A 24,468-nucleotide genomic window follows, 5' to 3' on the forward strand; every position below is an offset into this window, starting at 1 on the left:
GTGGTCACTTCTGCGACTCCTCCAGCAGCCGCAGGGCCAGCTCCTTCAGTTCGGGGGACGCCTCCGCGGCGTTGCCCGCGTCGAAGGGAGGCTGCGGGTCGTACTCCACGGCGAGCTGAAGCGCCTTCGCGGTGCGCTCGCCCGCGAGCAACGACGCGAGGTAGAGGGCCATGTCCACCCCGGCGGAGACACCGGCGGCGGTGACGATCTTCCCGGAGCGTACGTAGCGCTCCGGGAGGTAGGTCACCTCGAAGGTGGACTCCAGATAGTCGGCGGACGCCCAGTAGGTCGTCGCGCGGCGCCCGTCGAGCAGTCCGGCAGAGGCCAGGATCAGCGAACCGGTGCATACGGAGGTCGTCCAGCGGGTGTGCCGGTGGATACGGCGGATCCACTGCAGGAGCCGTGCGTTCTTCATCGCGGCGGTCGTGCCGCGGTTTCCCGCGCCGGGGACCAGCAGCACGTCCAGCCGGTCGGTCTCCTCGATCGATCGGTCCGCCATCACGGCCACGTCACCGGTGTCCGTACGGACCGGACCGCGCCGCTCCGCCACCATCGTCACCGACGCGCCGGGCAGCCGGGAGAGCACCTCAGCGGGCCCGGTGGGGTCCAGCAGGCTGTAACCGTCGTACAGCAGAATGCCGATGTCGAGGCCGTCGCGGCGGGAACCGGAACGGGGGCGGGGCTGTGCGGCGTGCGCGGTGCCCGTCCATGTGGCGCCCACGGCGGCGAGCGCACCGGCCGCCGCCGTGCCGCGCAGCACCGTGCGCCGCGCTGAAGAAGCCGCCGGGGAAGGGGCGGAGGGCGTCGAAGGGCCGGGCGTGGAAGGGGTCCCGGATGGCTGGGATGTCATGGGTGGCAGGGATGTCATGGCTCGGGATTCTGCGCGGGTGCCGCCGCGCGGGGTCGCGGCATGTCCGGCATCCTGCGAATCCTGTCCCCGCCGACGCCGTAGTGGTCCAGGAACGCCTGCCGCAGCGTCTGCGGCGAGCGGAACCCGCAGCGGCGGGCGATCGCGGCCAGCGGCAGCGCGCTGGACCGCACCAGATGCGCTGCCGCCTCGGTCCGCGCAGCCCGCACGGCGCGGCTCGGCGTGGTGCCCAGGTGGGTGGTGAACAGGCGGGTCAGATGCCGGGTGCTCACTCCGGCCCTGGCCGCCAGCGCCCGGGGGCCGAGGTCCTCGGCCAGATGCCCGGCTATATAGCCCGCCAGGTCGCGCACCAGCCGGTCGCCCGGGGGCGGCGCTGCGAGAAACATGCTGATCTGCGCCTGGTCGGCGGGCCGGTGCAGGTAGGAGACGAGTTCGCGGGCCACTGCCCGGGCCAGCGTGGGCCCGTGGTCGTCCTCGATCAGCGAGAGCGTCAGATCGAGGGCGCTGGTGACACCGGCGGAGGTGTAGATGTTCCCGTCGCGGATGTGGAGTGGGCCGACGTCCACGGCAACCCCCGGGTGCTGCGCGGCCAGTTGCTCCCCGTACCGCCAGTGGGTGGTCACGCGGCGGTTGTTCAGCAGTCCGGCCGCCGCCAGTACGTAGGTTCCGGTGCAGACCGAGGCGACGCGCCGGCTCAGCCGCGCCAGCCGCCGCACCTGTGTCACCAGCCGCTGGTCCGCGGCCGCTTCCGCGTAGCCGGCCCCGCCGACGACGACGAGCGTGTCCAGCCGCCCGGTGACCGTCTCCAGGTCGCAGCCGGCGCCGAGCAGGATCCCGGCCGAACTGCGCGCCGCGCACCGGCCCACGGTGCCCAGCTCGACGGCGTACGGCGGCACCGCACCGTGCCGGTTGGCCAGATCCAGCGCGCCGCTGGGCGAGGCGATGTCGAGGATCTGCGCATCGTCGTAGGCCACCAGAAGCATCCGCCGCAGCTCATCCATACCACCGATCCCATCACGGCGAGCCCGGGAAGATGCCCCTTACTCGCGCCGGCCAACTGCGGGTGAGCGGAGGCTGGTCGCGCAGTTCCCCGCGCCCCTTCGGCGGACGGCACGGGCCGCGCCGGCCAGCGGGTGATCGAGGCTCCGCGCAAGGTCCTGGACGAACAGACGAGCCGGTCCACTGTCTCTGCACAGGTGCTGCGGCGCCGGATTGACCTTCACCTTGGGGGAGGCCACAGCATCGGTGGGGCCGGGCGACTGCTCGGCATGAGGAGGAACGAGCATGGGGTTGCTGACCATCGGGGCGTTCGCGAAGGCGTCACGGCTGTCGCCGAAGGCGCTGCGTCTCTACGACGAACTCGGGCTGCTGACCCCCGCTCGCGTCGACCCGGTGACCGGCTACCGGCTCTACGCACCGGAACAACTGGACCAAGCCCGACTGGTCGCCTGGCTCCGGCGCCTGGGGATGCCCCTTGCCCGCATCCAGCACGTTCGGACGCTGGATGCGGCCACGGCAGCCCAGGAGGTCCGCGCGTTCTGGGCCCAGGTCGAGGCCGACACCGCCGCCCGGCGGGATCTGGCCGCCTTCCTCATCGACCATCTGTCCCGGAAGGACCCTGCCATGTCCCCGACCGCCAGCCCCATGCGAATCCGTTACGCCGCTCTGTCCGACAAGGGCCTGATCCGCGAGAGCAACCAGGACACCGCCTACGCCGGACCCCGCCTGCTCGCCATCGCCGACGGATGCGGCAGCCGAGGAGCCCCTGCCGGCGCAGCCGCCGTCGAAGCGCTCAAGCACCTCGAAACCGAAACCATCCCGGCCGGCGATCTGCTCAACGTCCTCGAAGACGTCATTGAACAGGCCAAACAGGCCGTGCACGACGTCGCCGGAACCGGCTCCTCACCCGAAGACACCGGCACCACGCTCACTGCGATGCTCTGGACCGGATCACAGCCGGCCCTCGTCCACATCGGCGACTCCCGCGTCTACCTCCTGCGCGACGGAGAACTGTTCCAGATCACCCACGACCACACCATGGTCCAGTCGTTGGTCGACGAAGGACGCCTCAGCCCGGAAGAAGCCGCCTCCCACCCCCAGCGCTCGCTGCTGGTCCGGGCCCTGGGCCCCGGAGCCGACACCACCCCCGACATGCGCCTCCACGACGCTCGCCAGGAAGACCGGTATCTGCTCTGCTCCGACGGCCTGTCGACTGTCGTGCCGACCGGAGAGATCCACCGAGTGCTCTCCGAGATCAAGGAACCCGAGCAGGCCGTCCGTGAATTCATCGCCCTCGCCAACGGCTCCGGCGGCCCCGACAACGTCAGCTGTGTGGTCGCCGACGTCGTGGAGCTCCAGCAGTAGGAGCGAGCGTCAGCACTTCGGGTTGCACCGGATCCGCTGTCAAAGACCTCACCCGTGAAGCCGACGGAGACCGGCTCTCCCAACAAGTCAGGAGAGCCGTGTCCCTTCGGGGCGCAACCCCGCTCGCTCGAGCCTGGTGGCGGCGCACCGTGGGGTGTGTCTGCTGTCGGCTTCGCGCCGTAGGCTCCCCCTCATGGAGATCTCCGAGTTCATCGACAACCTGCACCGCGAAGGCACACTCTTCGCGGACGCTGTCGAACAGGCCGATCCCGCGGGGCCCGTACCCTCCTGCCCCGACTGGTCGGTACGTGACCTGGCCACCCATCTCGGTACGGTGCACCGGTGGGCCGCCGGCTTCATACGGGAGGCCCGCACGGAGCCGGTCCGGCCCCCCGAGCCGCCCAAGCTCTCCGAGCTGCCCGACAAGGAGCTCGCGCCGTGGCTGCGGGAGGGGCACGGGTTGCTGGTCGAGGCGCTGAAGTCGGCGCCGGACGACCTGTCGTGCTGGACGTTCATACCCGCGCACTCGCCGCTCGGCTTCTGGTCACGGCGGCAGGCCCACGAGACGGCGGTGCACCGGGTGGACGCCGAACTGGCGCTCGGCGCCCCGCTCTCCCCGACGGCCGCCGCGTTCGCCGCCGACGGAGTCGACGAGCTGCTGTGCAGCTTCTATCCGCGCGGCGGCACCCCGGAAGGCTTCGCCGCCGATCCCCGCACGGTGTACGTACGGGCCACGGATGTACCCGGCGCCGCCTGGACGGCGTTCCTGGGCGACCCGGCGCGCGCCGAACGCGTCACCGAGCCGCCCGCGGCACCGGACTGCACGTACGAGGGCACGGCCGGGGACCTGTACCTCGCGCTGTGGAACCGGCTGCCGCTGTCGGACCTCAGCCTCAGCGGCGACGTGTCCGTGGCGCACCGCTGGAGGGAGCTGTTCCAGCCGTGACCGCGGCGCCGGTACGCGTGCGGCGGGCGGCACGCCATACGGCGACGGCCCGCGCTGTCCCGCCCGTCGCGAGGGCGAGCGCCACCAGCAGTGCGCTCACCCACAGCGGCGAGCGGTAGCCGAACCCCGCGTCGAGTGCGAGGCCGCCGGCCCACGGGCCCAGCGCCGCACCGACGTTGAGCGCGGCCGTGGCGAACCCGCCCGCCAGGGTCGGCGCCTCGGTCGCCGCGTACAGAGCCTGCGAGATCAGCGTCGAGCCGACGGCGAAGGACAGCGTGCCCTGGACGAGCACGAGGGCGACAGCCGCGACCGGGCTGCCCGCCGTCAGCGCGAACAGCACCCAGCCGCCGAGCAGCGCGCTCCCGCCCACCGCCAGCAGCCGCAGCGGCCGGGTGTCCGCCACCCGGCCCGCCGCGGTGACACCGAGGAAGGAGCCGAGCCCGAAGAGCGCCAGCAGTACCGGCACCCAGCCGTCACCGAACCCGGCGACCTCGGTGCTCAGCGGGGCGAGGTAGGTGAACGTGCAGAACGTGGCGCCGTTGACCAGTGCGCCCAGCAACAGCGTCACCAGCAGCCGCGGCCCGCGCAGCGCCCGCAACTCCCGGCGGACGCCGGTGGTCTCCGCGCCCGCCGGGCCCGCGCCCGCCCGGCCCGGGTCCACCGGACCCAGGCCCGCCCCGTCCGCGCCGGCCCCGTCCGCGCCGGCCCCGTCCGCGCCGGCGGCGTCCGCCCGGACCACGTCCGCCGGGCCGACCTCGTCCGGGCCCGGCAGCGACCGTACGAGGGCGAACACCGCGGGCGCCGACACCAGTGCGACGGCCCAGAACGCCGAGCGCCATCCCCACGCCTGCCCCAGCAGCGCCCCCGCGGGCACCCCGGCGACGCAGGCCAGGGTGACTCCGCTCAACAGCACCGAGGTGGCCCGACCTTTGGCGTCGGGCGGCACCATTCCGGCGGCGGCGGTCAGCGCGACGGCGAGGAACCCGGCGTTGGCCAGCGCGCCCACCACACGGGCTGCGACCAGCACCGCGAAGCTCGTGGTCACCGCACCCACCACATGCACCAGCAGAAACGTGCACAGGAACCCCAACAGCGCCCGCCGTCTGTCGCAGCGACGGCTCAGCACCGCCATCAGCGGCGCACCGACGACCATCCCGACGGCGAACGCCGAGGTGAGCGACCCGGCCGCCGAGACGGACACCCCCATCCCCGAGGCGAGGTCCGGCACGAGCCCGGACAGCATGAACTCCGACGTCCCCTGCGCGAACACCGCCAGCGCGAGAACGTACAGCACAAATGGCATGAAAAACTCCGCAATCCCTACTCGGAAAGGACAGCGGCAGGCGCGAGCAGCACCCGGCGGCAGGGCATGCCTGAGAGAGCCCCGGAAGGCGTACGTCAGGAGAGGAATCCGTCCAGCCGGGCACGCGGCAGCACTGCCGCACAACAGCCCGTGGCACAGCGATCCGATGGCATGCGGCCAACGCCGGAAGAGAATGCAGAGGGCGCGAAACAGCCACCGGAGAGCCGGTGGCTAGAGTCTTGAGGCCTCAGGGCTGGACATGCCCGCACCTTAACCGCGCCCCGCCTCCAGGGTCCAAACATTTTGGGACGAGGACCAGAATCATGCCGGACAACACCCGCGCCCTGTTCGACTTCATCGCCTACACCGCCCGCCTGCGGGAGGTGGAACGGCACAACCGGGCCACGCCCGAGCGGCCCGAATCGGTGGCCGAGCACTCCTGGCATCTGGCGATGGTGTGCTGGGTGCTGCACACGGAGTTCGAGCGGGAGAGCGGCCTGCGGCTCGACCTCGCACGGATGCTGAAGCTCTGCCTGATGCACGACGTGGTGGAGATCGACGCGGGCGACCCGTCGGCCTGGCACACGGCCGGCGCGGACGCCGCCACCGAGAAGGCCCGTACGCAGGAGAAGGCGCGCACGGAGGAGGCGGTGGCGCGCGACCGGTTCGGCGCGCTGCCCGCACCGCTGGGCCCCGAACTTCTCGCGCTGTGGCAGGAGTACGAGGAGGGCGCCACTCCTGAGGCCCGGCTGGTGCGCGGTGTCGACCGCCTCAACCCGGCGCTGATGCGGCTGCTCACCGGCCAGGGCTGGTCCGATGTGGACGCCGACGCCGCAGCCCTGGACCGGCTCCAGCTCCCCCGGGTGAACGTCAGCCCGACCCTGACCGCGCTCTACGAGGAGGTCCGGCAGGCCGCGGTCAACCGCGGCCTGCTGCACCCCTGACCGGCCCGCCGGGCCCGTCGGCCCTGACGACCCCGCCCGCCCCCGGCCCCCGGCCCTGACGAGACTTCAGCCCACGCCCAGCACCCTGGCGGTGAAGGCCGCCAGTTGCGCCCGTGCCTCCTCGCGTTCCGCCTGTTCGTGGCGTACGAGGTGTTCGACGAGGTCGGCGCGGGTGGCGGCCAGCAACGCGTGCGCGGCGAAGCCGCTGTCGGCGGCGCCGTCCGCGAACCCGGGGATCTGCTCCAGCAGATCCCGGAGCGTGCGGTGCCATCGCGTGTAGTGCGTCGCCTGGTAGGGGCTGTCGCTTCCGGTGCCCTCCAGCGCCAGGGCGAGGTGCCGGTTGTCGAACTTGAAGCAGAGCACGGCGTCCAGCAGGGCCGGTACCCGCTCAAGGGGCGTGGCGGCGGGGCCCAGTGGCGGCTCCCCGGCTGCGATGGCGTTCCTGAGGGGTTCCAGGCGCGCTTCGTAGAGGGCGCGGATCAGGCCGGTGCGGTCGCCGAAGGCGCGGAACAGCGTCGCCTTGCCGACCCCGGCCGCCGCCGCGACATCGGCCATGGTGATGGCCTCGGGGCTCTCGCAGCGGGCGAAGAGGTCATCGGCTGCCGCGAGGACGGCCGCCCGGTTACGGACGGCGTCCTTGCGTGGTTTGCGTTCCGGCATGCGGCCACTCCCGTACCACGTCACTTGCAAAGCGGACCCCTGGTCCGTATCGTCTCTCACGAAGCGGACCTCGGGTCCGTATCGTACGGGACAGGAGCAGCCCATGCCCACACACACGGCACCGGCGGACCTCTACCGCCACAGCCTGCAACTGATGCTGGAGAAGAACATCCCCGCGTGGGTCGGCCTGTGGGACGCCGACGGGGTGCTGGAGTTCCCCTTCGCACCCGACGGTTGGCCCCGGCGGCTGGAGGGCAAGGCCGCGGTCGCCGACTACATGCGCGCCTACCCCGACCACATAGACCTCCACGACTTTCCGCACCTGGAGATCCACCGGACCACCGATCCGCGCACCATCGTGGTCGAGATGCGTGCAGTGGGCCGCCTGGTGCGGACCGACGGCCCGTTCGACATGACCTACATCGCCGTCGTCACCGCCGAAGGGGGCCTCATCACCCACTACCGCGACTACTGGAACCCGCTGGCACTCCAGGACCCGGCGACCCACTTCGTGGGGAGCAGCCGATGACCACGACCGGCACCGCCCTGGTCATCGGGGCCACCGGCACCACCGGCAGCCGCGTCGCCGCCCGGCTCGCCGCCGGCGGACTCCGCGTCAAGGCCGCATCCCGGCGCGCGACCGCGGTGACCGGCACCGAGGCCGTCCGCTTCGACTGGACCGACCCGGCAAGCCACGACGAAGCCCTGCGCGACGCCGGCCGGATCCATCTCATCCCGCCGATCGGCGACCCGGATCCGGCCGGCCTCATGCTGCCCTTCCTCGAACGGGCCCGTGCCCGGGGCGTGCGCCGCGCGGTGCTGCTGAGCTCTTCGGCGATCCCCGCGGGCGGCCCGGCCACGGGGCTGGTGCACCAGGCACTGCCCGGCCTGTTCGAGGAGTGGGCCGTGCTGCGGCCCTCATGGTTCATGCAGAACTTCACCGGCGAGCATCCGCACGCGCAGACCCTCCGCACCGACGGCACCCTCCTGACCGCGACGGGCGAGGGCCGGGTCGGGTTCGTGGACGCCGACGACATCGCGGCCGTCGCCGCCCACGCGCTGACCGGCGCCGAGGCCCCGAACACGGACCTGGTCCTCACCGGCCCGCAGGCGCTGAGCTACGACGATGTCGCGGCCATCCTCACCGACGTCCTGGGCCGCACCGTCACCCACCTGCGGCTGACCTACGCACAGTTGCGCGACCGGCTGGCCGCCGCCCTGCCCGCCGAGTTCGCCGCGCTGCTGGCCGGACTGGACCGGGACATCGCCGATGGTGCGGAGGACCGCATCACGGATACCGTCCAGCGGCTCACCGGGCGCCCGCCCCGCAGCTTCCGCGCCTTCGCGGAGCGGGAGCTGTCCCGTTCCGGTTTCCAGTGAGTCACCTACGCTGTTCGACCCGCCGGCTGCGGCGGATGCGGTGGCCACGGGCCCAGCTCGGGAAGGCCGTTCGGTGAGCTGGGCGGCGTGCCCGGAACCCGCCCGGCGAGCCAGGCCGCCAGATCCCTTACGCCACCCCGCACTTCAGCAGCGGCACCCGGTGCGTCACCGCCGCCGCTCTCCCAGTCCCGGTCCACATCCGTGGCGACCAGGCGGACTCCGGACGGGAGCCTGCTCAGCAGGAAGTCCAGCGTATGACCGGCCAGTTCCTGGGGCCAGGCCGCCGGGGCGACTCCGAGGTCCAGGTCGACCATGTGGATCCACACCTCGCGCCATCGGGCGAACACGGTCGCTGCGATGTCCGCGTTCCGGAAGGAGACCGGACGCCGCCAGTCCTCGGCCTTGGCCAGCGCCCACACGGACATCAGCGCCCCGGTGTGCTCGGCCAGCGCCGCCCGGTGTTCGGCCGCCGTGCGCCCGGCCGTCTCCTCGATGATCGCGTCGCGCTCCGCCTGCCCGCCCTCGTACGTGGGCACCAGCTCCCCGCGCAGCGCGTGCTCGGCGAGGCGGCCGAACATCCGGGCGTTGTCGGTCAGATGGGCCAGCACGTGCCCACGGGACCAGCCGGGCAGCGCCGAGGGCGCCCGGACGTGCTCGTCGTCCACGTCGGCGAGCAGGCCCCTGAGGACCCGCTGCGCCTCGGCCACTTCTGCAACAGGAGGTATCACGGGCACCGACACTAACGCCTGACCCCGGCCCCGGTCCTGGCCTCGGTCCCGGTCCCGGTCCCCGCATCCGGCTCCGGCCCCAGCTTCCGCTCCGGCTCCGCCTCCGCCTCGACCCGCGCCAGCAGTTCCAGCAGCCGCGCCGTCAGCGCCGGGTCCGCGTCCAGCAGCGGGCCGCGCACCGGCCCGGCCGGCAGACCGCGCGCATTGAGCAGGGCCTTCGCGGCGACGGTGCCCGGCTGACCGGTCATCACCGCCTCGGTCAGCGGGGCGAGCGCGAGATGGCGACGCGCCGCCAGGCCGTGCTCCCCCGCGTCGTACGCGTCGAGCACCCCGCGCACCAGCGGCGCCGCGACATTGGCGACGGTACTGATGCACCCCGCGCCGCCGATCGCCCGCAGCGGGAGCGCGAACTCGTCGCACCCCGCGTAGTACGCCAGCCCGGTGTCCGCCATCACCCGGGACGACTTGACCAGGTCGTACGCACAGTCCTTGACGCCCACGATCCGCGGGTGCTCCGCGAGCCGCAGCAGCGTGCCGGTGCTCAGCGCGGTCCCGGTGCGGCCCGGAATGTCGTAGAGCAGCACCGGCAGCCCGGTCGCGTCGGCCACCGTACGCAGATGACGGGCCACGGCCTCCTGGGTGGGGCGTGAGTAGTACGGGGTCACCACCAGCAGCCCGTGCGCGCCGGCCGCTTCGGCGTCCCGGGCCAGCGCAGCGCTGTGGCGGGTGTCGCTGGAGCCGACACCCGCCACGACGTACGCCCGGTCCCCCACCTCCGCCACCACGGCCCGCACCAGCGCGGCCTTCTCCGCGTCCGAGGTGGTCGGCGACTCGCCCGTCGTCCCGCTCAGCACGAGGGCATCGCACCCTCCCTCGTCCACCAGGTGCCCGGCGAGCCGCCTGGCGCCGTCGGTATCGAGCTCCCCGGCGGCGTCGAACGGGGTGACCATGGCTGCTGCGGTACGGCCCAGAGGCCCTGCGGAGATCGGCATGGCCGGAGTGTGCGGCCGGGCGGGCCCGCGCACCATTTAATTGCCGTGAAGCCGCGGATGAAGCAGCGCTTCATCGTGCGGGGCCGGCCATCGGGTCAACGGGTGCCGTGTTCCCCGCCGTTGACGTTGAGCACCTGCGCCGTGATGTCGCGCGCCGCCGGGGAGGCCAGGAACGCGACGGCCCCAGCGATGTCCCCAGGGGCGCCCGGGCGGCCCAGCGCGGTGGAGGCGATGAGGTGGTCGCGCCGCTCGGGGGTGAGCTGGTCGCGGAAGAACTCGGTGTCGGCGACATAGCCGGGTGCGACGACGTTCGCCGTGATGTCGCGCGGCCCCAGCTCCCGGGCGAGTCCCAGGTTCCAGGAGGCGAGACCCGCCTTCGCCGCGCCATACGCACCCGAGCCCTTGTCGGCCGCGATCGACCCGATGCTGATGACGGCGCCGCCCTCGGCCAGCCGGTCCTCCACCGCCTTGGTCGTCAGCGCCGCGCTGACCAGATTGGCGTCCAGGTTGGCGCGGAACCCGCGTACGAACGCCTCCAGCGGCGGAAGCTCACCGCCGGCCGGCCGGGTCCAGTCGGTGTTGCCGCCCGCGTTGTTGACCAGCACATCGAGCCGCTCGGGCAGCTGCGTCAGCAGCCGCTCCACCGCCTGCGGGTCGGTGTGGTCACAGACCACCGGCTGCGCGCCGATCTCCTTCGCCGCCGCCTCCAGCACCTCCTGCCGCCGCCCGGTGACGACGACCCTCGCCCCCTGCTCCGCGAAATGCCGCGCCACAGCCAGTCCGATGCCGGTCGCTCCACCGGTGACCAGGATGCCGCGTGCCATACAGTGTCCTCCACGTTGTTCATGCAGACCTAAATTTAGACCTGAACGTAACACGGGAAGAAGGGGCCATGGCAAGCGATCACCCTCCGCAGGACAGTGCGTCCGACTACCCGGTCGCGGACATCGCCGCCGCATGGCAGCGCGAGCGCCCCGGCACACCCGTCTCCTCGATCGGGATCGTCACTCCGCTGTGGCGCCTGGCGAAGCTGTTCGGCGACGACCGCCGCCGCGTGCTCGCGCATGCGGGCGTGGACACCGCCACGCTGGATCTGCTCAGCGTGCTGCGGCGCGCGGGCGAGCCGTACGCCCTCACCACGCGCGAACTCGCCGAGCGCACCATGATCACCGCGGGCGCCGTCTCCCAGCGGGTGGCCCGCGCCGAACGCGAGGGCCTGGTCACCCGGCGCCCCGGGGGCGGCAGGCGCCGCTCAGTCCTGGTCGAGTTGACCCCCGCCGGGCACCAACTGGTCGAGTCCACCGTCGACCAGGTCCTCACCCGCGAGGCCGAACTGCTGACGGGCCTCGACCCCGAGCAGCAGAACCAACTCGCCACGTTGCTGCGTGTCCTGCTTCAGGACGTCCAACGGCAGTTGAATGATCACCGATTGACTCAAGTGGGAGAACCGGACTGAGGACTGTTCGACACTCCTTTCACTGTAGTAACTTTAAGTGATCAAAACTGCGGGTGATTCGTTCCGCCGGCGCCCACGGAGAGAGAGCTGAGAAGAACTTGCGCATGAAAAAGCAGGCCAGCACAGCGATGTGGACCGCAGCAGCCCTCGCCGCGTCCCTCCTCCTGGGCGCGTGCGGGAGCGACGGCGGCTCGGACGACAAGATCGACGGCGCCAAGGGAGAGGGCAAGAAGGCGGCCAAGTCCCCCTCGCCGTCGAAGAGTTCGGGCGACGGCGCTGGGCGCAGGGCGCCCGGGGAGATCAAGCTGGCGAAGGACGCGAAGAACGTCTTCGAGGACGCGGAGACGGGTGACCCGAAGAAGGATGAGGTCCTGGCGGACAACCAGGCGCGGATCAATGTGGTGGACCGGATCATCACCACGGGGAAAAGCGCGAACGATCTGAAGCTGTACACCGATGGTCAGGCACTCATCGATGCCACCAAATACATCGAGGAGTACACCAACGACCAGTACAGCTGGGCCGGCGTCACGCGTTACTACAACCAGAAGGTGAAAATCCTCAACAGCAGCACCGCGCAAGTCTCCTACTGCGTCGACGACTCGAAGGCGAACGACAAAAACCTCAAGACAGGAAAGCTCGACCCCTACGAGTCGGACGACAAGAGGGACACGCTGGAAACCAGCCGCATGCGGCGGAGCAAAAGTGGAATCTGGCAGGCGTATTTCAGCCAGACGAAACGGGGAGCAGAGGAATGCGAAAAGTAGCGAAGGCGGGTGTCGCTCTTTCTCTGGTCGTCGGAGTCTCCCTCTCCATGGGGTCCCCGGCACAAGCAGAGAAGAGGCGAGGAGACCGGGCCAGCGGCTCCGCCGGCAACGGCAAAGCGGCGGCTGAGGTCTCCCACGTTCAGATAACCGGTGGTGGCGGTGGTGGGAAGAACACCGTCAAGCTGAATCCGAAGGATCCCAACTGGGACCCGCCGGCGTGCTGGTATGAGCCGAAGACCACTCCCAAGGAGCTCAAGAAGCGGATCGATGAGCTGAAGCCGGAGAAGCCGAAGAAGAAGGACGAGGACGACGGGCTGATCCTCTCGCCCGGCGCCGACGCCACGGACCTCTCCAACGCTCTCCGCGGCCAGGCCAAGAACGTTCTCGACAATTACTACCAGGCCGACAAGTACGACGACTACAACATCGACAAGCAGGGCGAGGGCATGTTCTGGGAGGGGGTGCGGAATCCCAACAAGGCGGATGACCCGAAGGCGGACGCGTGCAGCGAGCACGCGATCTGGGTGCCCAAGGGGAAGCCGCCGAAGAACATGCCGCTCGCGGTCAGTCCGAAGATCCTCGCGGAGTACGCGTACGAGGAGCTGCCCATTCCGGGGACCGACATCTCGCTGAACCCGCAGGACAAGCAGACGGTCAACCTCGACACCTGGGTGTGGCTGGACAAGGGGAAGTTCAAGCCGGTGGATGTGACGGCGTCCCTCGACCTGGAGGACGGCACCCACCTTTCGGCGACCACCACGGCGAAGCCCACCTCCCTCACCCTCGAACCGGGCACCGAAGACGCCAAGATGTACCCCGGCTCCGGCAAGTGCGTGGTGAAGAACGGCCAGTTGGGCGAGGAGTACTCCGCGGGGAAGAAGGACCGCACTCCGCCGTGCGGGATCAGGTATCTGCGGGCCAGCGGAAAGAACGGGTCGTACCCGCTGAAGGCGACGCTCACCTGGAACATCAGCTGGAAGGGCTCCGACGGCACCGGCGGCGATCTGCCGGCCGGCACGTTCAGCGAGACCAGGGACGTCACCGTGAAGGAGATCCAGTCCATCGTCCGGGACTGACCGGCCGGTCAACTGGAGGCGTGGGGGCTGCCGGCAAGCCGGCAGCCCCCTTCGCCTCAGGTCGCCGTCACGGCGAGGCAGGTCAGAAGATCCCCGCACCGGGGGCGAGAATTCCGTCCGGATCAAACCTCTTCTTCCAGCCCGCGAAGGCGGCGTACGTCTCATCGCCGTAGTGCTTCTTCCAGTCGGCCGCGGTGAACGGCACCGCGTCCTCCACGTACCGCCTGCCGCCTATCGACGTCACGTCCGTCCACCACCGGTAGTTGCGGGCGAGCATCTTCGAGGCGAATTCCTCGTCCGGCCCCGGCAACGTCGAATTGGTCAGGATTCCACAAACCCACGCCCACTTGCCGGAGTCGGGCACGCGGAACAGTGGGCGAGTGAAACCGGACCGCAGGGCCGGCGAGATGAGCACGAAGGTTGTGGGACTGACATCCTCCGCGGTCAGCCTCGGAAACAGATCTTGCACGAAGCCCTCTACGCCGCTGTCCGGCAGGATCGCGTTGAACCACGGCTTGACCAGCCTGTCCCAGTTCTGCGTGGCCCGGAACGCGTCGACGATCGTGTCGACCTGGAGCACGTAGTCGAGGTAAGGGAGATCGATCGGCGCGGCGGCGTGCGCAGTTGTGCTGCACCCGCGCATGAGCACATCGACCGAGGGCGGCGGGCTGTCCTGGTTGTACGCCACCGCGGCCCACAGGCTGACCAGACCCGTGAGGCCGGCCGTGTTGACGCTGGCGACCCAGTTGAACCCATCGGCCTGGTCCACTCGGGACAGCAGCGTGCGGATGTCGGTGAAGAACTGGGGAATGTCGCTGTACGGCGCCCGGTAGTACCGGACGCGTTCCGGCGCGGGAACCATGTTCACCGTGGCTCGCGTGATCACCCCGCACTGGCCCTGGCCCGCGCACATGGCCAGGAACAGGTCGCTGTTCTCGGTCGGGGAACAGGTCACCAGGTCGCCGGCGCCGGTCACGACCTCCAGCTGCTGGATCTGGTCGGCCTGGGAGACAACGGTGTTGCTGGTGATAGCGCCGAGGCCGCCGATGGACAGCGTGCCGGCGACACCGAGTTGGGTGTAGCCGGTGATCGCGGGCGGCGTCAGCCCGACCTCTACCGCCGCCTTGATCAGATCCATCCACAGCACCCCGCCATCCACATCGGCCCCCTCAGGGGTGATCGAGTGAATGGTGTTGAGGGAACGCCCGTTGATCACAAGCCCGCCGTTCACCAGCGTCTGGCCCAGGACGCTGTTGTGCCCGGTGTTGGTGGCGGCCTTGATCCCGTTCTCCCTGCAGTAGCGGATCATCTTCTGGATGTCGCTGACCGAGCCGGGGAACAGCACCGCGTTGGGAGTCTTTCCGAGGACGATGTTGCCCTGATCGTGGTCATGAGCCGCTCGCGTCCGGTCATCCATCTCCAGCCTGCCGTCGAGTGGCGGCACCGAGCGCATACCCGGTGTGGAGGCGGCTTCGGCCGCGGTGACCCACCCGGAGGTGGCCGGGTTGAAGCCGACGACGGTCGTCGCCGCCACGGCCCCGGCTATGCCGAACAGCCGACGACGAGCAAATTCCGGCTGTTGCTGACCTTCAGTGTTCATCTCGTGGCGCCTCCGAGCCTCAAGTCGAACCGCATTGACGGAACATCAACTCATACGGTCTCGATCATGGCGTGTCCACCGCGGATCAGCTACTGATCGCTCCGACACAGCGCGGCGCCTGCCACAACCCGGTCGGGGACTGGCAGGCGCCGCGTCGTCCGTACGCCCTTGTACGGAAGTTCTGGTGTGTCAGACCGTCAGTGCGCGGTCCGTGGGGCGGATCGGGGCCGGGAGGGTGCTGGCCTCGCCGGTGAGGTAGCGGTCGACCGCCTTCGCGGCGGAGCGGCCCTCGGCGATGGCCCAGACGATCAACGACTGGCCACGGCCCGCGTCCCCGGCGACATAGACGCCGGGGACGTTGGTCGCGTACTCGCCGTCGCGGGCGATGTTCCCGCGCGCGTCGAGCTCGACGCCGAACTGCTCGACCAGACCGTTCTCGCGGTCGACGCCGGTGAAGCCCATGGCGAGGGTGACCAGTTGGGCGGGGATCTTCCGCTCCGTGCCCGGCTTGGGCGTCAGCTTGCCGTCCGCCATCTCGACCTCGACCAGGTGCAGCCACTGGACGTTGCCGTCCTCGTCGCCCTCGAAGTGGGTGGTGTTGACGGAGTAGACGCGCTCGCCGCCCTCCTCGTGCGCGGAGGTCACCTTGTAGAGCATGGGGAAGGTCGGCCACGGCTGGCGGGCCGGGTCCCGCTCCTCGCCCGGCTTGGGCATGATCTCCAGCTGGGTGACGGATGCGGCGCCCTGCCGGTGTGCGGTGCCGACGCAGTCGGCGCCGGTGTCGCCGCCGCCGATGACGACGACGTGCTTGTCCTTGGCGGTGATGGGCGGCTCGACGTAGTCGCCCTCCTGCACCTTGTTGGACAGCGGCAGGTACTCCATCGCCTGGTGGATGCCGTTCAGCTCGCGGCCCGGGACCGGAAGGTCGCGGGCCGTCGTCGCGCCGGCCGCGATGACGACCGCGTCGTACCGCTTGCGCAGCTTCCGCGCGTCGATGTCGCGGCCGATTTCCACACCGGTGCGGAACTTGGTGCCCTCGGCGCGCATCTGCTCGATACGGCGGTTGATGTGCCGCTTCTCCATCTTGAACTCGGGGATGCCGTAGCGCAGCAGTCCGCCGATGCGGTCGGCGCGCTCGTAGACGGCGACCGTGTGGCCCGCGCGGGTGAGCTGCTGGGCGGCGGCCAGTCCGGAGGGGCCTGAGCCGATGACGGCCACCGTCTTGCCGCTCAGCCGCTCCGGGGGCTGCGGGGTGACGTTCCCGGTCTCCCACGCCTTGTCGATGATGGAGACCTCGACGTTCTTGATGGTGACGGCCGGCTGGTTGATGCCCAGCACGCACGCCGACTCGCACGGGGCCGGGCACAGCCGCCCGGTGAACTCCGGGAAGTTGTTGGTGGCGTGGAGGCGCTCGCTCGCCGCCGCCCAGTCACCGCGGTAGGCGTAGTCGTTCCACTCGGGGATGAGGTTCCCCAGCGGACAGCCGTTGTGGCAGAAGGGGATGCCGCAGTCCATGCAGCGCCCGGCCTGCTTGCTGATGATGGGCAGCAGGGAGCCGGGGACGTAGACCTCGTTCCAGTCCTTGACCCGCTCCTCGACGGGGCGGGTCTCGGCGACCTCGCGGTCGGTGTTCAGGAAGCCCTTGGGGTCAGCCATTGGTCGCCGCCTCCATCATCTTCTCGTGGGTCTCGGACTCACTGAGCCCCGCTCGCTCGGCGGCGTCCTTGGCGGCGAGCACAGCCTTGTACGTGGCGGGCAGGACCTTGCTGAAGCGGCTGAGCGCTCCGTTGGGCCCGTCCCAGTCGGCGAGGAGCTTGGCGGCCACGGTGGAGCCGGTCTCCTCCTGGTGGCGGCGCACGACCTCGTGCAGCCACGCCCTGTCGTCGTCGGTCAGCTCCTCGACGGCACCGCGCAGTCCGGCGTTCACGTTCGCCAGGTCCAGGTCGACGACGTAGGCCGTGCCGCCGGACATACCGGCGCCGAAGTTGCGGCCCGTTCCGCCGAGGACGACGGCCGCGCCGCCGGTCATGTACTCGCAGCCGTGGTCGCCCACGCCCTCGGAGACGACCAGCGCTCCGGAGTTGCGGACGCAGAAGCGTTCGCCGACCCGGCCGCGGAGGAAGATCTCGCCGCCGGTGGCACCGTAGGCGAGGGTGTTGCCCGCGATGGTGGAGTACTCGGCCAGGTGGTCGGCGCCCCGGTCGGGGCGGACGACGATCCGGCCGCCGGAGAGGCCCTTGCCGACGTAGTCGTTGGCGTCGCCCTCCAGCCGCAGCGTGATGCCGCGCGGCACGAAGGCGCCGAACGACTGGCCGGCGGAGCCGGTGAAGGTGATGTCGATGGTGTCGTCGGGCAGTCCGGCGCCGCCGAACTTCTTGGTGACCTCGTGCCCGAGCATGGTGCCGACGGTCCGGTTGACGTTGCGGATCGCGATCTGGGCGCGGACCGGCTCGGCCTGCTCGGCGGTGTCGGCCTGCAGCGCGTCGGCGGCCAGCTTGATGAGCTGGTTGTCGAGCGCCTTCTCCAGGCCGTGGTCCTGCTCGGTGGCCTGGTGCAGCACGGCGCCCTCGGGCAGTTCGGGGACGTGCAGCAGGGGCGCCAGGTCGAAGCCCTGGGCCTTCCAGTGGTCCACGGCGCGCGAGGTGTCGAGCAGTTCGGCGTGACCGATGGCCTCGTCCAGGGTGCGGAAGCCCAGCTCGGCCAGGAGCTCGCGGACCTCTTCGGCGATGAACTGGAAGAAGTTGACGACGTACTCGGCCTTGCCGCTGTAGCGCTCGCGCAGCGTCGGGTTCTGGGTGGCGATACCGACCGGGCAGGTGTCCAGGTGGCAGACGCGCATCATCACGCAGCCGGAGACCACCAGCGGCGCGGTGGCGAAGCCGAACTCCTCGGCGCCCAGCAGCGCGGCGATCACCACGTCGCGGCCGGTCTTGAGCTGGCCGTCGGTCTGGACGACGATCCGGTCGCGCAGCCCGTTGAGCAGCAGCGTCTGCTGGGTCTCGGCCAGGCCCAGCTCCCAGGGGCCGCCCGCGTGCTTGAGCGAGGTGAGCGGGGAGGCGCCGGTGCCGCCGTCGTGGCCGGAGATGAGCACGACGTCCGCGTGGGCCTTGGAGACGCCCGCCGCGACCGTGCCGACGCCGACCTCGGAGACCAGCTTCACATGGACACGGGCCTGCGGGTTGGCGTTCTTCAGGTCGTGGATGAGCTGGGCGAGGTCCTCGATGGAGTAGATGTCGTGGTGCGGCGGCGGCGAGATGAGGCCGACGCCGGGCGTGGAGTGCCGGGTCCTGGCCACCCACGGGTAGACCTTGTGGCCGGGCAACTGGCCGCCCTCGCCCGGCTTGGCGCCCTGGGCCATCTTGATCTGGATGTCGTCGGCGTTGACCAGGTACTCGGAGGTGACGCCGAACCGTCCGGATGCGACCTGCTTGATCGCGGAGCGCCGGGCCGGGTCGTAGAGCCGCTCGGGGTCCTCGCCGCCCTCGCCGGTGTTGGACTTGCCGCCGAGCTGGTTCATGGCGATGGCCAGCGTCTCGTGCGCCTCCTGCGAGATGGAGCCGTAGGACATGGCGCCGGTGGAGAACCGCTTGACGATCTCGCTCGCGGGCTCGACCTCCTCGACCGGGATCGAGGGCCGGCCGCTGTTGAAGGAGAACAGACCGCGCAGCGTCATCAGCCGCTCGGACTGCTCGTCCACGCGCTGGGTGTACTGCTTGAAGATGTCGTAGCGGCGCTGCCGGGTGGAGTGCTGGAGGCGGAAGACCGTCTCCGGGTCGAACAGGTGCGGCTCGCCCTCGCGGCGCCACTGGTACTCGCCGCCGATGTCCAGCGCCCGGTGCGCGGGCGCGATCCCGGAGGACGGGTACGCCTTGGCGTGCCGGGCAGCCACCTCCTTGGCGATGACCTCGATACCGGCGCCGCCGATCTTGGTGGTGGTGCCGTGGAAGTAGGTGTCGACGAACGACTCGTCCAGGCCGACGGCCTCGAAGACCTGCGCGCCGCGGTAGGAGGCGACGGTGGAGATGCCCATCTTGGACATCACCTTCAGCACACCCTTGCCGAGTGCGTAGATCAGGTTGCGGATGGCCTGCTCGGGCGGCAGCTCCTCGGCGCCGGGCAGGAAGGTGCCGGCGCGCACCAGGTCCTCGACGGACTCCATGGCCAGGTAGGGGTTGACCGCTGCGGCGCCGTAGCCGATGAGCAGCGCGACGTGGTGCACCTCGCGGACGTCGCCGGCCTCCACCAGCAGCCCGACCTGGGTGCGCTGCTTGGTGCGGATGAGGTGATGGTGCACCGCGGAGGTGAGCAGCAGCGACGGGATCGGCGCGTGCTCGGCGTCCGAGTGCCGGTCGGACAGCACGATGAGCCGGGCTCCCGACTCGATCGCCGCGTCGGCCTCCGCGCAGATCTGCTCAATACGGGCCGCGAGGCCGTCCCCTCCTTCGGCGACGCGGTAGAGCCCGGAGAGCGTGGCGGACTTGAAGCCCGGCAGGTCGCCGTCGGCGTTGATGTGGATGAGCTTGGCCAGCTCGTCGTTGTCGATGACGGGGAACGGCAGGGTGACGCTGCGGCAGGAGGCGGCCGTCGGCTCCAGCAGATTGCCCTGCGGGCCCAGCGGCGAGTGCAGCGAGGTGACCAGCTCCTCGCGGATCGCGTCCAGCGGCGGGTTGGTGACCTGCGCGAACAGCTGGGTGAAGTAGTCGAAGATCAGCCGGGGCCGCTCGGAGAGCGCCGCGATGGGCGAGTCGGTGCCCATGGAGCCGATCGGCTCCGCGCCGGTGCGGGCCATCGGCGCCAGCAGCACCCGCAGCTCCTCCTCGGTGTAGCCGAAGGTCTGCTGCCGGCGGGTGACCGAGGCGTGGGTGTGCACGATGTGCTCGCGCTCGGGCAGGTCGGCCAGCTCGATCAGCCCGGCGTCCAGCCACTCCTGGTACGGGTGCTCGGCGGCCAGCTGCGCCTTGATCTCGTCGTCTTCGATGATCCGCTTCTCGGCGGTGTCCACCAGGAACATCCGGCCGGGCTGCAGACGGCCCTTGCGCACCACCTTCGCCGGGTCGATGTCGAGCACACCGACCTCGGAGGCGAGCACGACGAGCCCGTCGTCGGTGACCCAGTACCGGCCCGGACGCAGCCCGTTGCGGTCGAGAACGGCGCCGACCTGGGTGCCGTCGGTGAAGGTGACACAGGCGGGACCGTCCCAGGGCTCCATCATCGTGGAGTGGTACTGGTAGAAGGCGCGCCGCGCGGGGTCCATGGAGTCCTGCGACTCGGCGCTCTCCCACGCCTCGGGCACCATCATCAGCACCGAGTGCGGCAGCGAACGCCCACCCAGGTGCAGCAGCTCCAGCACCTCGTCGAAGGTCGCCGAGTCGGAGGCGCCCGGGGTGTTGATCGGGAAGATCCGCTCCAGCGTCCCGCGGTCACCGCTGTGCTCATGGCCGGCAGAGCCGAACAGCTCCGAGTTCAGCTGCGACTCGCGGGCCCGCATCCAGTTGCGGTTGCCCTGCACGGTGTTGATCTCACCGTTGTGCGCCACGAACCGGTACGGGTGGGCCAGCGGCCAGCTCGGGAAGGTGTTGGTGGAGAAGCGCGAGTGCACCAGCGCGATGGCGGTGGCGAAGCGGCGGTCCGACAGGTCGGGGAAGAACGGCTCCAGCTGCCCGGTGGTCAGCATGCCCTTGTAGACCAGGGTGCGGGCCGACAGCGACGGGAAGTACACGCCGGCCTCCCGCTCGGCGCGCTTGCGCAGCACGAACGCGAGCCGGTCCAGAGCGATGCCGCTGCGCTCGCCCGCCGAGTCGGCGACGAACAGCTGCCGGAAGGTGGGCATGGTGGCGCGGGCGCCGGGGCCCAGCAGCCCGGGAGCGACGGGCACCTCGCGCCAGCCGAGCACCGTCAGCCCCTCTTCGGACGCCAGCGTCTCGATGTGCGAGACGGCCGCCGAGGTGGCCCCGGCGTCCTCGGCCTCGTCGGGCAGGAAGGCGATGCCCACCGCGTAGGAGCCCTGCTCGGGCAGTGCGAAGGGGACGCTCTCGCGGAGGAAGGCGTCGGGGACCTGCAGCAGGATGCCGGCGCCGTCGCCGGTGTCCGGGTCGGAGCCGGTGGCGCCCCGGTGCTCCAGATTGCGGAGCACGGTCAGCGCCTTCTCGACCAGCTCATGGCTGGGCTCACCGGTCAGGGTCGCCACGAAGCCGACGCCGCAGGCGTCGTGCTCGTATCGGGGGTCGTACATGCCCTGCTTGGCAGGGTGGTGGGCGGCCCAATCCGCTGTCGGCACAGCACGCATCGGCTCTCCCGTCGTCTCGTGGCAGTGGTACGTACCGAGGGACGACGTTGGCCCTCATGTGGCAAAAAAGCTTGGTGCAGAAATTTTCGTGCAGGTTACATGGTGGCTGACTTCCCGGAAAGTGGAAGACGCATCTCACCATACGAACGCGGGCGCGACTGTGTGAGCGCGCCGACGCGGAATGGCCCTTATGGGACCTGGAGGGACCTGCACAGAGGGTTCGGGGTGGGTGGCCCCGAGTGAACGAGCGGCTTTCTCTCGCACGCAGGCGTCGTTGCCGGCGGCGTTACGGACTACTGCCCAGCGCCACACAAGCTGAAACCGCGGAGTAACACAAGGATCATGCACCAGGTCTTTTCCGGCCCACCATGCCGCGCCCCGAAGGGGCGCGGGGAACTGCGCGAGCGGCCACAAACAACCCGCAGCCCGCAAACAACAGCCAGGGGCAGCCCCTCACCGGCGCTACCGCAACCGCACCGGCAGCGACTCCAGCTCGTTCTGCGTGAGCACCGGCCGGTTACGGATCTCCGCGACCGGAACGGCCAGCGACAGCGACGGAAACCGCTCGAACAGGGCAGGCAGCGCGACCGACGCCTCCAGTCGGGAGAGCCCCGCACCGGGGCAGATGTGCGGCCCGTGCCCGAAGGCGAGGTGCCGGATGGGCGCGGAGCGCCGTACATCGAAGCAGTCCGCATCCTCGCCGTGCTGGGCACGGTCCCGCCCAATGGCCCGGTAGGACATCACCACCGCCTCGCCCTCCCGCACCACCCTCCCCGCGACCTCGACATCCGAGGTCGCGAACCGCATCAGCAGATGCGTGGACGGCGACTCCCACCGCAGCGTCTCCTCGATGACCGCCTCCCAGCCGACCTGGCCGTCGAGCACCAGGCGCAGCTGGTCCGGATGGGTGAGCAGCGCCCGTACGGCGCACAGGATCAAGGTCACCGTGGTCTCGTGCCCGGCGGCGACCATGGCCTCCAGATTGCCGCGTACCTCCTCCGCGGTCAGCGGCTCGCCGCCCTCGTCGGCGAGGATGAGGGCGCTGGTGAGGTCGTCGCCGGGGGACGCGGACTTCTCCTCGACCATCTCCGCGTAGAGCTCGTCCAGCTCCTGGATGACGGCCAGCCGCTCGTCCTGCGGCGTCAGCATCGAGAAGAACGCCTCGTAGAGCCGGTGCAGCCGCGGCTCCAGCTCGGGTTCGACGCCCATCAGCGAGCAGACCACCGACATGGGCAGCGGCTGCGCGAAGGCGGCCTTGAGATCGACGGGCTCGCCGGGCGCCTCAGCGGCGTGCGCCTCCATCGCGTCCAGCAGCTCGCCGGTGATCCGCTCGACGGCGGGCCGGATCGCCGCCAGCCGGCGCGGGGTGAGGGCCTGCGCCGTCTTGGTCCGCAGCCGCCGGTGCTCGGCGCCGTCGACGGTGAACATGGAGCGGCCCGCGTCCACCATGCCGATCAGTGGCCAGCTCTCGTCCACCTCGCCGCTGCGCCACAGGTTCCAGGTGGTGATGTCCTTGACCAGCCGGGAGTCGGTGAGCAGCCGACGGGCTTCGGCGTGGGTGGTGACCGTCCACGCCTCGGCGCCCATCAGATCGATCCGGGCGAGCGGCCCGGCGGTGCGCAGCGCCTCGGTCTCCTCGGCGAGGCGGCCGACCAGCGGGTCGATGGAGAGCGGATCGAGGCTGATCGGGCAGCCGCCGGAGCCGGACGCCGCTCCCCCATCGGCCGGGCAGCTCCCCGCTGCCGCTTCGGGCCCTGCACCGGCGCCGCTCACCGTGGTCCGTCCTGCGCTGCCGTTCACCGCTGGACCGTTCATCAGTGGCCTCCGTACGGGGGTGTGGTGGCGAACCGGACGGGGAGCACCGTCATCCCGCGCAGGAAGGGCGAGGGGCGGCGGGCCAGGGTGCTGGGTGGGACGGCCAGTTCGAGGTCGGGCAGCCGGTCGAGCAGCACCTCGATGCCCGTTCTGGCGATGACCTCGGCGATCTCCTGCGCCGGGAAGGGGCACTGGTACTCGCCGTGGCTGAAGGCGAAGTGGGCGAAGTTGCTGTTGCGCAGGCCGTCCGGGCTGTCGTGCGTATGTGCGGCGGGGTCGCCGTTGGCACCGGCCAGGCCGAGCAGCAGCATGTCGCCCCGGGCGATGGTGTGGCCGCCGAGCCGGGTGTCGCGCGCTGCCCAGCGCCCGGCGAGGATCTGGGTGGGCGTGTCCTCCCACAGCACCTCGTTCATGGCCTCGGGGATGCTGTGCCGGCCGCCGGTCAGCGAGGCGGCGAAGCGGTCGTCGGTGAGCATCAGCCGCACCGAGTTGCCGATCCAGTCGGCCGTCGGGAGGAACCCGGCGGAGGTGATCGCCATGAGGTTGAGGGCGTACGCCTCGTCGGTGAACTCCTCGGGGTGGCCCAGCATCGCGGAGACCACATCGGCGGCCGGGGCGGCGTGCTTGGTGGCGACCAGCTGCTGCATGAGGGCCAGCGCCCGCTCGAACCCGGCCAGCGCGTCGGGGCCGCCGTCGCACATGTCGGTCAGGAAGCGGATCAGCTCGGGGCCGTCGGAGTCCGGGAAGCCCAGGATGCGGGCGAGGGTGAGCAGCGGCAGCGGCTTGGCGTAGCCGGAGACGATCTCGGCCTCGCCGGCGCCGCAGAAGCTGTCGATGAGCCGGTCGGCGATCTCCTCGGCGGTGCGGTGCAGCTCGATGTGGTTCACGGTCTCCAGCGCGTGCTGGACCATGGCCAGATGGCGGCGGTGCTCCGCGCCGACGGTGAAGTAGACCGAGGGCTGCCGGGTGCCGATCATCGGGCGGAGCGGCCAGTCCTCCGGGAGGGTGTCCCACTGGTTCCACAGCCCCTGGTCGCGGGGGAAGAGCACCGGGTCGGTGGTGACCTGGTAGAGCTCGCGGTAGCCGATGACGAGCCAGGCGGGCACCTCGCCGGGGAGGGTGACGGGGACGACGGGGCCGTGGTCGCGGCGCATGTCCCGGTAGACCGCCTCCAGGTCGGTGTGGAAGCGCGGGCCCATGAGCGGGACCGGCCCCGGGGTGCCGGCGCCGCCCGGGTGTGCCGGGCATCCCCGGCTCGCCGCCCGGGGGGTGGCCTGGCGCTG

20 protein-coding genes are annotated in these 24,468 nt (G+C 70.8%); 8 read left to right on the forward strand and 12 right to left on the reverse strand.

Annotated features, from left to right (window positions below; all coding sequences use genetic code 11):
• Window positions 1–4: 4 nt before the first annotated feature.
• Window positions 5–850, reverse strand: a complete 846-nt coding sequence (locus ITI46_RS11645; RefSeq protein ID WP_307808139.1) for a DJ-1/PfpI family protein — start codon at window positions 848–850, stop codon at window positions 5–7.
• 14 nt (window positions 851–864) lie between these two features.
• Window positions 865–1,851, reverse strand: a complete 987-nt coding sequence (locus ITI46_RS11650; protein ID WP_209239427.1) for a GlxA family transcriptional regulator — start codon at window positions 1,849–1,851, stop codon at window positions 865–867.
• A 301-nt stretch (window positions 1,852–2,152) separates the two neighbouring features.
• Here ITI46_RS11650 and ITI46_RS11655 point away from each other — a divergent pair, with 301 nt between their 5' ends.
• Window positions 2,153–3,232 carry a MerR family transcriptional regulator gene (locus tag ITI46_RS11655; RefSeq protein ID WP_209239410.1) on the forward strand — a complete coding sequence of 360 codons (1,080 nt, stop codon included), beginning with the start codon at window positions 2,153–2,155 and terminating at the stop codon, window positions 3,230–3,232.
• Between the two features lie 193 nt (window positions 3,233–3,425).
• Window positions 3,426–4,178: a maleylpyruvate isomerase family mycothiol-dependent enzyme gene (locus ITI46_RS11660; protein ID WP_209239411.1), complete on the forward strand. Its 753-nt coding sequence runs from the start codon at window positions 3,426–3,428 to the stop codon at window positions 4,176–4,178.
• On the opposite strand, the gene ITI46_RS11665 is transcribed toward ITI46_RS11660, so the two are convergent.
• Window positions 4,126–5,481, reverse strand: coding sequence for an MFS transporter (locus ITI46_RS11665; protein WP_209239412.1), 1,356 nt, complete (start codon window positions 5,479–5,481; stop codon window positions 4,126–4,128). The genes ITI46_RS11660 and ITI46_RS11665 overlap by 53 nt on opposite strands.
• Window positions 5,482–5,804: 323 nt before the next feature.
• Between ITI46_RS11665 and ITI46_RS11670 the strand changes: the two genes are divergently transcribed.
• Window positions 5,805–6,425: an HD domain-containing protein gene (locus ITI46_RS11670; RefSeq protein ID WP_209239413.1), complete on the forward strand. Its 621-nt coding sequence runs from the start codon at window positions 5,805–5,807 to the stop codon at window positions 6,423–6,425.
• Between the two features lie 66 nt (window positions 6,426–6,491).
• Here the strand turns inward: ITI46_RS11670 and ITI46_RS11675 are convergent, their stop codons facing one another.
• Window positions 6,492–7,085, reverse strand: coding sequence for a TetR family transcriptional regulator (locus ITI46_RS11675; RefSeq protein ID WP_209239414.1), 594 nt, complete (start codon window positions 7,083–7,085; stop codon window positions 6,492–6,494).
• A gap of 103 nt (window positions 7,086–7,188) precedes the next feature.
• On the opposite strand from ITI46_RS11675, the gene ITI46_RS11680 reads away from it, so the two are divergent.
• Together ITI46_RS11680 and ITI46_RS11685 are read left to right on the forward strand one after the other, a co-directional pair.
• Complete coding sequence (locus ITI46_RS11680) at window positions 7,189–7,614, forward strand: nuclear transport factor 2 family protein (RefSeq protein ID WP_209239415.1); 426 nt, start codon at window positions 7,189–7,191, stop codon at window positions 7,612–7,614.
• Window positions 7,611–8,465, forward strand: coding sequence for an NAD-dependent epimerase/dehydratase family protein (locus ITI46_RS11685; RefSeq protein ID WP_209239416.1), 855 nt, complete (start codon window positions 7,611–7,613; stop codon window positions 8,463–8,465). Before ITI46_RS11680 ends, ITI46_RS11685 begins: the two co-directional genes overlap by 4 nt.
• Before the next feature lie 5 nt (window positions 8,466–8,470).
• Here the strand turns inward: ITI46_RS11685 and ITI46_RS11690 are convergent, their stop codons facing one another.
• The 3 genes from ITI46_RS11690 to ITI46_RS11700 form a co-directional block, all read right to left on the reverse strand.
• On the reverse strand, window positions 8,471–9,172 hold the full coding sequence (locus ITI46_RS11690) for a maleylpyruvate isomerase family mycothiol-dependent enzyme (RefSeq protein ID WP_307808140.1): 702 nt from the start codon (window positions 9,170–9,172) through the stop codon (window positions 8,471–8,473).
• A 32-nt stretch (window positions 9,173–9,204) separates the two neighbouring features.
• Window positions 9,205–10,185, reverse strand: coding sequence for a 4-hydroxy-tetrahydrodipicolinate synthase (gene dapA / locus ITI46_RS11695; RefSeq protein ID WP_209239418.1), 981 nt, complete (start codon window positions 10,183–10,185; stop codon window positions 9,205–9,207).
• A 95-nt stretch (window positions 10,186–10,280) separates the two neighbouring features.
• Window positions 10,281–11,009, reverse strand: coding sequence for an SDR family NAD(P)-dependent oxidoreductase (locus tag ITI46_RS11700; RefSeq protein ID WP_209239419.1), 729 nt, complete (start codon window positions 11,007–11,009; stop codon window positions 10,281–10,283).
• 68 nt (window positions 11,010–11,077) lie between these two features.
• On the opposite strand from ITI46_RS11700, the gene ITI46_RS11705 reads away from it, so the two are divergent.
• The 3 genes from ITI46_RS11705 (at window position 11,078) to ITI46_RS11715 (ending at window position 13,484) form a co-directional block, all read left to right on the forward strand.
• Window positions 11,078–11,641: a MarR family winged helix-turn-helix transcriptional regulator gene (locus tag ITI46_RS11705; RefSeq protein WP_209239420.1), complete on the forward strand. Its 564-nt coding sequence runs from the start codon at window positions 11,078–11,080 to the stop codon at window positions 11,639–11,641.
• A 104-nt stretch (window positions 11,642–11,745) separates the two neighbouring features.
• Window positions 11,746–12,408, forward strand: coding sequence for a hypothetical protein (locus ITI46_RS11710; RefSeq protein WP_209239421.1), 663 nt, complete (start codon window positions 11,746–11,748; stop codon window positions 12,406–12,408).
• Window positions 12,396–13,484 (forward strand): hypothetical protein, encoded by a 1,089-nt coding sequence (locus ITI46_RS11715; RefSeq protein ID WP_247745824.1) that lies wholly within the window; start codon window positions 12,396–12,398, stop codon window positions 13,482–13,484. Before ITI46_RS11710 ends, ITI46_RS11715 begins: the two co-directional genes overlap by 13 nt.
• An 82-nt stretch (window positions 13,485–13,566) precedes the next feature.
• On the opposite strand, the gene ITI46_RS11720 is transcribed toward ITI46_RS11715, so the two are convergent.
• The 5 genes from ITI46_RS11720 to ITI46_RS11740 form a co-directional block, all read right to left on the reverse strand.
• On the reverse strand, window positions 13,567–15,084 hold the full coding sequence (locus ITI46_RS11720; RefSeq protein WP_209239422.1) for an FAD-binding protein: 1,518 nt from the start codon (window positions 15,082–15,084) through the stop codon (window positions 13,567–13,569).
• Window positions 15,085–15,273: 189 nt separating this feature from the next.
• Window positions 15,274–16,740, reverse strand: a complete 1,467-nt coding sequence (locus tag ITI46_RS11725) for a glutamate synthase subunit beta (protein ID WP_209239423.1) — start codon at window positions 16,738–16,740, stop codon at window positions 15,274–15,276.
• Window positions 16,733–21,370, reverse strand: coding sequence for a glutamate synthase large subunit (gltB, locus tag ITI46_RS11730; protein WP_209239424.1), 4,638 nt, complete (start codon window positions 21,368–21,370; stop codon window positions 16,733–16,735). Before gltB ends, ITI46_RS11725 begins: the two co-directional genes overlap by 8 nt.
• A gap of 462 nt (window positions 21,371–21,832) precedes the next feature.
• Window positions 21,833–23,185: a cytochrome P450 family protein gene (locus tag ITI46_RS11735; RefSeq protein ID WP_209239425.1), complete on the reverse strand. Its 1,353-nt coding sequence runs from the start codon at window positions 23,183–23,185 to the stop codon at window positions 21,833–21,835.
• The coding region (locus ITI46_RS11740) for a cytochrome P450 (protein WP_372451908.1) at window positions 23,185–24,468 on the reverse strand (1,284 nt) is incomplete at its 5' end. The genes ITI46_RS11740 and ITI46_RS11735, both read right to left, overlap by 1 nt.

Origin of the sequence: Streptomyces oryzae, from assembly GCF_017676365.1 — a bacterium.
Lineage (GTDB): Bacteria > Actinomycetota > Actinomycetes > Streptomycetales > Streptomycetaceae > Streptomyces > Streptomyces oryzae.